Source organism: Geobacillus sp. ZGt-1, from assembly GCF_001026865.1.
GTDB lineage: Bacteria > Bacillota > Bacilli > Bacillales > Anoxybacillaceae > Geobacillus > Geobacillus thermoleovorans.
The window spans coordinates 159,368-167,359 of record NZ_LDPD01000016.1 but is presented as its reverse complement, the minus strand read 5'-3'; the positions used below and the strand labels follow the sequence as shown (position 1 = coordinate 167,359).

10 protein-coding genes are annotated in these 7,992 nt (G+C 54.1%); all 10 read right to left on the bottom strand.

Annotation, left to right across the window (positions count from 1 at the left end; all coding sequences use genetic code 11):
• On the bottom strand, positions 1-349 hold a 349-nt coding region (locus VU18_RS19635), incomplete at its 3' end, for an ATP-binding cassette domain-containing protein (RefSeq protein WP_047757886.1).
• A 2-nt stretch (positions 350-351) separates the two neighbouring features.
• Positions 352-1,389: a branched-chain amino acid ABC transporter permease gene (locus tag VU18_RS07220; RefSeq protein WP_011231156.1), complete on the bottom strand. Its 1,038-nt coding sequence runs from the start codon at positions 1,387-1,389 to the stop codon at positions 352-354.
• Positions 1,389-2,252, bottom strand: coding sequence for a branched-chain amino acid ABC transporter permease (locus VU18_RS07215; RefSeq protein ID WP_020279658.1), 864 nt, complete (start codon positions 2,250-2,252; stop codon positions 1,389-1,391). The genes VU18_RS07220 and VU18_RS07215 overlap by 1 nt, the downstream gene beginning before the upstream one ends.
• A gap of 60 nt (positions 2,253-2,312) precedes the next feature.
• Entirely contained in the window at positions 2,313-2,939 is a 627-nt protein-coding gene (locus tag VU18_RS07210; protein WP_047757859.1) for a TetR/AcrR family transcriptional regulator, read from the bottom strand.
• A 20-nt stretch (positions 2,940-2,959) separates the two neighbouring features.
• On the bottom strand, positions 2,960-4,129 hold the full coding sequence (locus tag VU18_RS07205; protein WP_047757858.1) for a thiolase family protein: 1,170 nt from the start codon (positions 4,127-4,129) through the stop codon (positions 2,960-2,962).
• 80 nt (positions 4,130-4,209) lie between these two features.
• Entirely contained in the window at positions 4,210-4,614 is a 405-nt protein-coding gene (locus VU18_RS07200; protein WP_021321366.1) for a MaoC family dehydratase, read from the bottom strand.
• Entirely contained in the window at positions 4,611-5,060 is a 450-nt protein-coding gene (locus tag VU18_RS07195; RefSeq protein WP_021321365.1) for a MaoC family dehydratase N-terminal domain-containing protein, read from the bottom strand. Before VU18_RS07195 ends, VU18_RS07200 begins: the two co-directional genes overlap by 4 nt.
• 18 nt (positions 5,061-5,078) lie before the next feature.
• Entirely contained in the window at positions 5,079-5,843 is a 765-nt protein-coding gene (locus VU18_RS07190; protein ID WP_013523726.1) for a beta-ketoacyl-ACP reductase, read from the bottom strand.
• Between the two features lie 36 nt (positions 5,844-5,879).
• Entirely contained in the window at positions 5,880-7,058 is a 1,179-nt protein-coding gene (locus VU18_RS07185; protein ID WP_047757857.1) for an acyl-CoA dehydrogenase family protein, read from the bottom strand.
• A gap of 180 nt (positions 7,059-7,238) precedes the next feature.
• Positions 7,239-7,982: an NAD-dependent protein deacylase gene (locus tag VU18_RS07180; protein WP_021321364.1), complete on the bottom strand. Its 744-nt coding sequence runs from the start codon at positions 7,980-7,982 to the stop codon at positions 7,239-7,241.
• Between the last annotated feature and the right edge of the window lie 10 nt (positions 7,983-7,992).

Genomic DNA, 7,992 nt, shown 5'->3' with positions numbered 1-7,992 from the left:
TGCGCAAAATGGCATCAAATAAGTTGGATGACGTGCGGAGACGATGGCCGATGATGACGTTGTCGATCACCGTCGCCTGTTCAAACAAGTGAGTCGTTTGAAACGTGCGGGCGATGCCGAGCTTCGCCCGTTCGTTTGCCGGCAGGCGGGTAATATCGCGCCCTTTGAACGTAATCGTCCCTGACGTCGGCCGGTACAAGCCGCTGATTAAATTGAAAAACGTCGATTTGCCGGCTCCGTTTGGGCCGATGATGGCGTTGATCTTCCCTTGCTCGACGGAAAAGGTGACATCGTTGACCGCCAGAAGCCCGCCAAACCGCTTCGTCAACCGTTCAACGTGCAAAAGCATCGTTATCCCTCCTCTGCGTGCCGCTCGCCTCGTCCTTGGCTCGAGACGGCCAGTTCCGCAGCAACTCGGTTCGCTTCTGGATCGAGACGGCGCGCTTCTTCACGCTTTGCTTTCAAACGGATGACCCCCCCGGCAATGCCGTGTGGGTAAAAGATGATGAGCAACGTCAGCACCGGACCGAAAATCAACATCCGGTAATCTTGCAAAAACTGCAATTGTTGGGACAGAAACGTAATCAGCAACGTCCCGACGACCGGACCGGCGAGCGTGCCAATCCCACCGACAAGCAAATACGTTAAAAAGTCGAACATGACGCTGACGTACGCAATGTCCGGGCCAAGAAAGCGGATGAACGATGCGTACAGCGCTCCGGCAAGCGATGTAAAAAAGACCGAGAGAACAAACGAGGCGAGTTTGTTTTTCATCGTCGAGATGCCAAGCGTCAACGCGAGCTCCTCACTGTTGCGAATGGCGATGTACGTCCGCCCGGTCAACGAATAGACAAGGCGGTACATGGTGAAGATGACCGCAACCAAGAAGCATAACACCAAATAATATTGGGCGACGGGCGTTTGAAACGAGAGCGGACCGATGTCAGCCGGCGCCGGGATGCCGATGAACCCGCGCACTCCGCCGGTTAAACTGTCCCATTTGTCAATGATCAAATAGATAATATAGCCCACACAAAGCGTATAAATGGCGAAAAAGTGCTCTTTCGTCCGCAGCGCAACAAGCCCGATGACGGCCCCAAGCAACGTGGTGAACAAACAAGCAAGCACGAAAGCCAACCAAAACGGCACGCCGGCTTTCACCGTCAAAATGCCAAGCGCATACGCGCCAATCGCAAAAAACCCGGCGTGGGCAAGCGACAAATAACCAGTATAGCCAGCAAATAAATTCAGCCCGTAAACAGCGATCATCCAAATGAAAGAGATCGTCATCATGTGCAAGTAATAGCTGTTGGTGACAAGCAACGGAAAGGCAAGCGCCAGCGCCGCAAGAACGGCGATCCATAAGCGCCGGTTGGCGAATACAGCCATCAATGTCCCTCCTTGGCAAACAGTCCGTTCGGTTTGACCGTTAAAATGATGACGAGGATGGCAAAAGCGATAATGTCTTTGTAGTCGTTCGACACATACGTTGCTCCCAAGCTTTCGCTGAATCCCAAAATATAGCCGCCGACAATGGCGCCTGGAATGCTTCCCATGCCGCCGAGAATGATGATGACAAACGCTTTCAAGATGACAAGATGGCCCATGCCGGGAAACACGAGGTTGATCGGCGAAGCGAGCGACGCGGCGAGCGCTGCCAAACTGCCGGAAAGGAAAAACGTCAGCATGGCGACTTTATTCGTGTTAATGCCGACCAAATTCGCCCCTTCGCGGTTTTGCGCCATCGCGATGATGGAAGCCCCGATGAACGTCTTTTTCAAGAAGAGGTAAAGCAAGATCATGATGATGACAGCGGATGCGATGATGAGGATGCGTTGAACCGTCAAGGTCAAGCCGAAAATGCTGACAACGTCGCCGTATGGGGTTGGCATCGTCTGGTAGTCCGCCCCCCAGACGAACTGGGCGAATGCCTCCAAAAACAACAAAATGCCAATCGCCGCAATTTTGTCATGGAGCGGCGGTGCGTCGCGAAGCGGATAAAACACAAGCCGTTCCATCAATACACCGAGCATCCCGACCGCGGCCATCGACACGACAACGGCCAACCCGTACGGCAGCCCGGCTTTCGTCATCGCAGTGAGCGTGACATAACCCCCCATCATATATAACGCGCCGTGGGCGAAGTTTGGAATGTGCAAAATGCCATAAACAAGCGTCAAACCTAACGCGACAAGGCTGTAAACGCTTCCAACTGTCAGCCCGTTTAACAGCTGCTGGATGAATAGCTCCATCCCGATCCCCCCTTTTTGTTTGCCGTTTGGCCAAACCATCAAAGCAGCGCGGCCGATCTTTCATTCGGTCTGGCCGCCCGAATTGCCTGGCTCCGCCTCATTTCGACCGCTTTCTCCAGCTCTTGGCGCCTTTATGCCGTGCAAAATGAAATCAACGAAAATGTCCGTCAGTTCTTCTTCAGAGATGCCTCCGTCAGGCCGGAACCAATAATAGCTCCAGTTGGTGATGCCAAGCAGGCCAAACGTAATCATTTCTGCATGAAGCGACGGCTTGAATTCCCCGCGGGCGATCCCTTCTCGAACCAGCTGTTCATACCGCTTGCGAAACAACCGCCGCTTGGCGCGGATTTCCTCTAAATGGTCGTCAGCCAAATGCCGCATTTCACGGAAGAAAATGCGGGCGCTTTTCTTCCGTGTGCGGATATTGCAGATGACCATATGGACGATGGCCCGCAATTTCTCCGTGCAGCTTTTCTCGGAATCTTGGACAATGCAGGCTTGCTGCCGAAGCAAATCATCTAGATAGGAAACGCAAATATCACATAGCAACTCCTCTTTGCTTTTGTAATAGTAGTAAAAGGCCCCCTTCGTTGCCCCGATCGCTTCGACGATTTCCTGCACCGACGTTTCTTTGAATCCTTTGCGTTCAAACAACTCAATGGCGACTTCCCTTAATCTTTCTTTCATCCTCCACGGTCTCCAATGCGTCATTCTCTCTCAATAATCGTCGCGATGCCTTGGCCGCCGCCGATGCACGCGGTAATGAGCGCGTATTTCCCTCCGCAGCGCTTCAGTTCATACACCGCTTTCGTAATCAAAATCGCCCCCGTTGCGCCGAGCGGATGGCCATGGGCGATGGCGCCGCCGTTTACGTTCACTTTTTCGGGATCCATCTCAAGCTCACGGTCGCAGGCGATCACTTGCGCGGCAAACGCTTCATTGATTTCAATGATGTCCATCTCATCAAGCGTCAGCCCCGCCTTTTCAAGCACTTTTCTTGTCGCCGGCACCGGGCCGATGCCCATGATGTTCGGATCCACTCCGGCGACCGCATGGGCGCGGATGACGGCAAGCGGCTTTAAGCCAAGCTCCTCTGCTTTTTCCCGCGACATGATGACGAGCGCGGCAGCGGCGTCATTGAGCCCTGAACTATTCCCCGCCGTCACCGTGCCGCCTTCCAAAAACGCCGGCGGCAGTTTTGCGAGCGCTTCCATGGTTGTGTTTGGCCGCGGATGTTCGTCCGTATCGAAGATGAACGGCTCCCCTTTTTTCACCGGCACGGCAATGGGCACGATTTGCTCGTCAAATCGCCCTTCCTGCATGGCGCGCGCCATGCGCTGCTGGCTGCGCAAGGCGAATGCGTCTTGTTCTTCACGGCTGATGCCGTACTTTTTGGCCAAGTTTTCCGCCGTGATGCCCATCGGCGGGTCGCCGATTTCTTTCGGCGATAGCTGCGACTTTCGAAAGCTCGGCGGCGTCGAGCTGTACGGTTTTTCCGGGCGGTCCATCAAATACGGCGCGCGGCTCATGCTTTCCACGCCGCCGGCAATATACACATCTCCGTCGCCGGCCCAAATGGCTTGCGCCGCTAAATTGACGGCGTTAATGCCCGAACCGCACTGCCGGTCCACCGTCACTCCCGTCAGCTCGAGCGACAATCCGGTTTGCAGCGCGGTCAGCCGGGCGATATTGCCGCCGCCGCTTAGGACGTTGCCCATAATGACATCATCGACATGCTCCGGACCAATATTCGCCCGCCGCATCGCTTCTTTGATCACTTCCGCGCCGTAAATATGCGCCGGCATCGTCGCCAAAGCGCCCCCTTGGCGGGCGATGGCCGTTCGTACAGCAGACACAATGACGGCATCTCGTCTCATCCTGACTCCTCCTCATCCCCTTTGTAGTACGAAACCCGGCAACTGGGCGTTCTCGATGTTACCGGGCTCGCTGCCTTGTTTCACTCATACAGAGAAAACACGGCTTCGCCCTTAATGACTTCTTTTCCTTGCTGGTTGACGGCAGCGACGGCAAAACGGATCGCTTTCTCGTCTTTTTCCTTCACCGTTGCTTTTAAGGTGATGACATCGTTTAAAAACACCATCGACTGGAAGCGGACGAAATAGTCTTGGACAAACCCTTCTTCGTAGTACGGCGTAAACAGCTTCGCGAGATTGCCCATCGTCCACATGCCGTGGGCGATAATGCCCGGCAGGCCGGCTTTTTTCGCCTCTTCATCGATCGTATGAATCGGGTTGTAGTCGCCTGATGCGCCGGCGTATTTGATTAAATCGAGCCGGGACACCGGTGCGAGCGTTACTTCGGGAAGCGACTCTCCGACTTGCCATTTGCGGATGCTCGTCATACGCTCATCGCCTTTCTAACCGCCTCGTTGATCATGATCGTCGAGGTGGAAGTGAAAATGAGATTTCCGTCAGCGTCCTCGCCGTTGTTGGCGATGACCAAAAAGCCGAGCAGGCCCATGCTGCTTTGTTTTTCGTAATAATCTTTCACTTCCGCATAGCAATACAGCTCTTCGCCGACAAACAGCGGGCGCTCATAATGGAAGTGCTGTTCGCCATGGATGAGCCCTTTGGACGGCAATTTCAGCCCTTCAATGACGCCGTAGTCAAACACGCGCGGAAACGTCGGCGGCGCAATGTTGCGCCCGTAGCGCGACCGTTTCCCCGTCTCTTCGTCCCAATAAATCGGGTTTGGATCGCCGATCGCCTCCGCAAACTTTTTCACCGCTCCGCGCTCAACGACATTTTTCACTTTCGCTGACCGTTTCCCGATGTCATGTTGGTACATGCCCCGTCCTCCTCGTTTTCAGCATTTCGGACCGCCGGCGACATACAGCACTTGGCCGTTGACAAACGACGACCGCTCATCGGCGAAAAAGGCGACCGCATGAGCGATGTCTTCCGGACGGCCGCTGCGCCCGACCGGGATGTTGGCGACGCTCGCTTGGATGAGCTGCTCAAACGAAATGCCAAGCCGCTCGGCCGTCGCTTTCGTCATATCGGTTTCAATAAACCCAGGGGCGACGGCATTCGTCGTGATGCCGAATTTGCCAAGCTCAATCGCCAGCGTTTTCGTAAATCCTTGGATGCCGGCTTTCGCCGCCGAATAGTTCGCCTGGCCGCGGTTGCCGAGCGCGGATGTCGACGAAATGTTGATGATGCGCCCGTACCCTTTTTCGACCATATATTTTTGCGCGGCGCGGGCGCAGTAAAACGCGCCTTTTAAATGGACGTCCATCACCGTTTGCCAGTCGTCATCGGTCATTTTAAACAGCAAATTGTCGCGGATGACGCCGGCGTTGTTGACGAGAATATCGAGCGAACCGAACCGATCGACCACTTCTTGGATCGTCGCTTCTACTTGTTCGCGGTCGGTGACGCTCGCCACCTTGGCGTAAACGTCATACCCTTTTTCCCGCAGCTCCGCAGCCGTCGCTTCAAGGGCTTCTGCGTTTAAATCAATGAACGCCACTTTCGCTCCTTCTTCCGCGAAGCGGGTGACAATCGCCTTGCCAATGCCGCGGCTTCCTCCGGTCACAAACGCCACTCTTCCTGCAAACCGTTGGCTCATCGTGTTCTCCTCCCTTTCGATAACGCTTTCATTTTTTTAGATGAACTGTCCAAGCTTGACGTGCCCTTTGATCAAATTGCGGGCGATAATGAGGCGCTGAATTTCATCCGTGCCGTCGTAAATGCGCCACAATCTCGCTTCACGATACCAGCGCTCGATCGGCATTTCTTTCGTGTAGCCCATGCCGCCGTGGATTTGCATGACGCGGTCGACGACGCGGTTGCCCATGTTCGCGCCAAACAGCTTCGCCATCGAGGCTAAATGGCGGTTGTCCTCCCCTTGGTCAAGCGTAAAGGCCGCGTTTAACACAAGCCATTTCGCCGCTTCGATTTCTACCGCCGAATCGGCAATCATCCATTGGATCGCCTGCCGCTCGGCGATCGGTTTGCCGAATGTGACACGCTCCTTCGCATAGTCAATGGCCATTTGCAAAAGCCGCTCGGCCGCTCCGACCGCACGGGCGCCTACGACCCAGCGGGCGTAGCCGATCCACTCAAGCCCAAGCTTATAGCCGTGATGCAGCTCGCCTAAAATGTTTTCTTCCGGCACGCGCACGTTTTCGAAAATTAAGCTGGCTGGAGTGGAAGGTCCCATCGTATGTATCGGTTCCGAACGCCAGCCCATCTCGCGGTCGACGATAAAACACGTCACCCCTTCACGCCCGTTCGAAGCTTGGTGACGCTCTTTGTCGGTGATGGCGATCACCATGACAAAATCAGCGTCGTTGCCGCCGGTAATGAATGTCTTCTCCCCGTTTAACACCCACTCGTCGCCGTCTTTCACCGCCGTCATTTTAATGTTGCGCGTATCTGATCCTGCTCCCGGCTCGGTCATGGCAAAGCACGATTTTTTCTCGCCGTTGATCGTCGGGATCAAATATTTTTTCTTTTGCTCTTCATTCGCGTAATACAAAATGTTGTCCGCCGATCCGCCAAACTGGAACGGAACAAGCGTTTTCGACACTTCCATCAACACAATCGCCTGCATGACATGGCCCAAATTCGCGCCGCCGTATTCCTCCGGCGTGTTGATCCCCCAAAACCCCGCTTCTTTCGCTTTTAATTGCAATTCTTTCAATTTCTCCGGCGCAAGCCCGGGCTTTCCTTCCCGCTCATTGCGCAATACTTCATTCTCGAGCGGCATCAATTCTTTTTCGACAAACTTGCGGATCGCTTTTTGCACCATGCGCTGCTCGTCCGTTAAGCGCAAATACATGATGGTCCCCTCCCTTTTCCGTTACGCCTTTATGCTCGGCTCCACTCATCAAAATACCAACCGGTTGGTATGTTATCTTTATTATATTAGAATGTTCTGAAAAGTACAATACCTTTTTTGATTTTTTGTCCAACGGGAAAACGCCATATGCGTTCTCCCGTTGGCATGGAATCTATCGATCTATTCCGCCTGTATTTGCTTGCGCACGCTAGCGACCGTTTCCCCGATTCCGCCATAAATGACAAGGTCAAACATCCCGTCCATTCTTGTCGCTGTTTTGTTGATCAATACTTTCCTTGTTGCCGGCGATTCGGCGGCGACATAAAACGGGATTTGATTCACGGGCGCCACTTCCAAACTTGTTCCCATCGCCAGAAGCAAGTCGCTGGCGGCCGCCGCAGCAAACGCTTCTTCCATGCGCGGCACGAGCCCGCCAAACAAAACGACATCCGGTTTGACAATCGTCTGGCACTTTTCACAGCGCGGCACCTCGTGACGGTTGATAAACGACAGATCATACTTGTTGCCGCATGACGGGCATGTCGCCGTCTGCAGCGTGCCGTGCAGCTCAATGACATTCGTGCTTCCTGCTTTCGTATGCAGCCCGTCAATATTTTGCGTCAAAATCGTCACCGTCTTGCCCATCTCCTCAAGCCAGCGGAGAAACCGATGCCCGTCATTCGGGGCAAAGCCGCCCATCATTTTTAATGAAAACATCCGCTTGAATCGACGCCAAAAATCAACCGGATCTTTTTTGTAATAATACTCTGACAAATAATATTCGACATTGTCCTCTTGGGCGTAAAGGCCGTTTTCGCTGCGAAAATCAGGAATGCCGGATTCCGTGCTCATCCCCGCCCCGGTCAGGACGGCGATCGTATTCGCCTCTTTGATCCATTGCGCCAGTTGCCGGATTTGGTCCATCCTCGTTCTC

What these genes read in the sequence shown, in the direction of transcription:
- VU18_RS07220 (WP_011231156.1), bottom strand. Translation starts at nt 1,389, where the DNA reads ATGGCTGTATTCGCCAACCGGCGCTTATGGATCGCCGTTCTTGCGGCG.
- VU18_RS07215 (WP_020279658.1), bottom strand. Translation starts at nt 2,252, where the DNA reads ATGGAGCTATTCATCCAGCAGCTGTTAAACGGGCTGACAGTTGGAAGC.
- VU18_RS07210 (WP_047757859.1), bottom strand. Translation starts at nt 2,939, where the DNA reads ATGAAAGAAAGATTAAGGGAAGTCGCCATTGAGTTGTTTGAACGCAAA.
- VU18_RS07205 (WP_047757858.1), bottom strand. Translation starts at nt 4,129, where the DNA reads ATGAGACGAGATGCCGTCATTGTGTCTGCTGTACGAACGGCCATCGCC.
- VU18_RS07200 (WP_021321366.1), bottom strand. Translation starts at nt 4,614, where the DNA reads ATGACGAGCATCCGCAAATGGCAAGTCGGAGAGTCGCTTCCCGAAGTA.
- VU18_RS07195 (WP_021321365.1), bottom strand. Translation starts at nt 5,060, where the DNA reads ATGTACCAACATGACATCGGGAAACGGTCAGCGAAAGTGAAAAATGTC.
- VU18_RS07190 (WP_013523726.1), bottom strand. Translation starts at nt 5,843, where the DNA reads ATGAGCCAACGGTTTGCAGGAAGAGTGGCGTTTGTGACCGGAGGAAGC.
- VU18_RS07185 (WP_047757857.1), bottom strand. Translation starts at nt 7,058, where the DNA reads ATGTATTTGCGCTTAACGGACGAGCAGCGCATGGTGCAAAAAGCGATC.
- VU18_RS07180 (WP_021321364.1), bottom strand. Translation starts at nt 7,982, where the DNA reads ATGGACCAAATCCGGCAACTGGCGCAATGGATCAAAGAGGCGAATACG.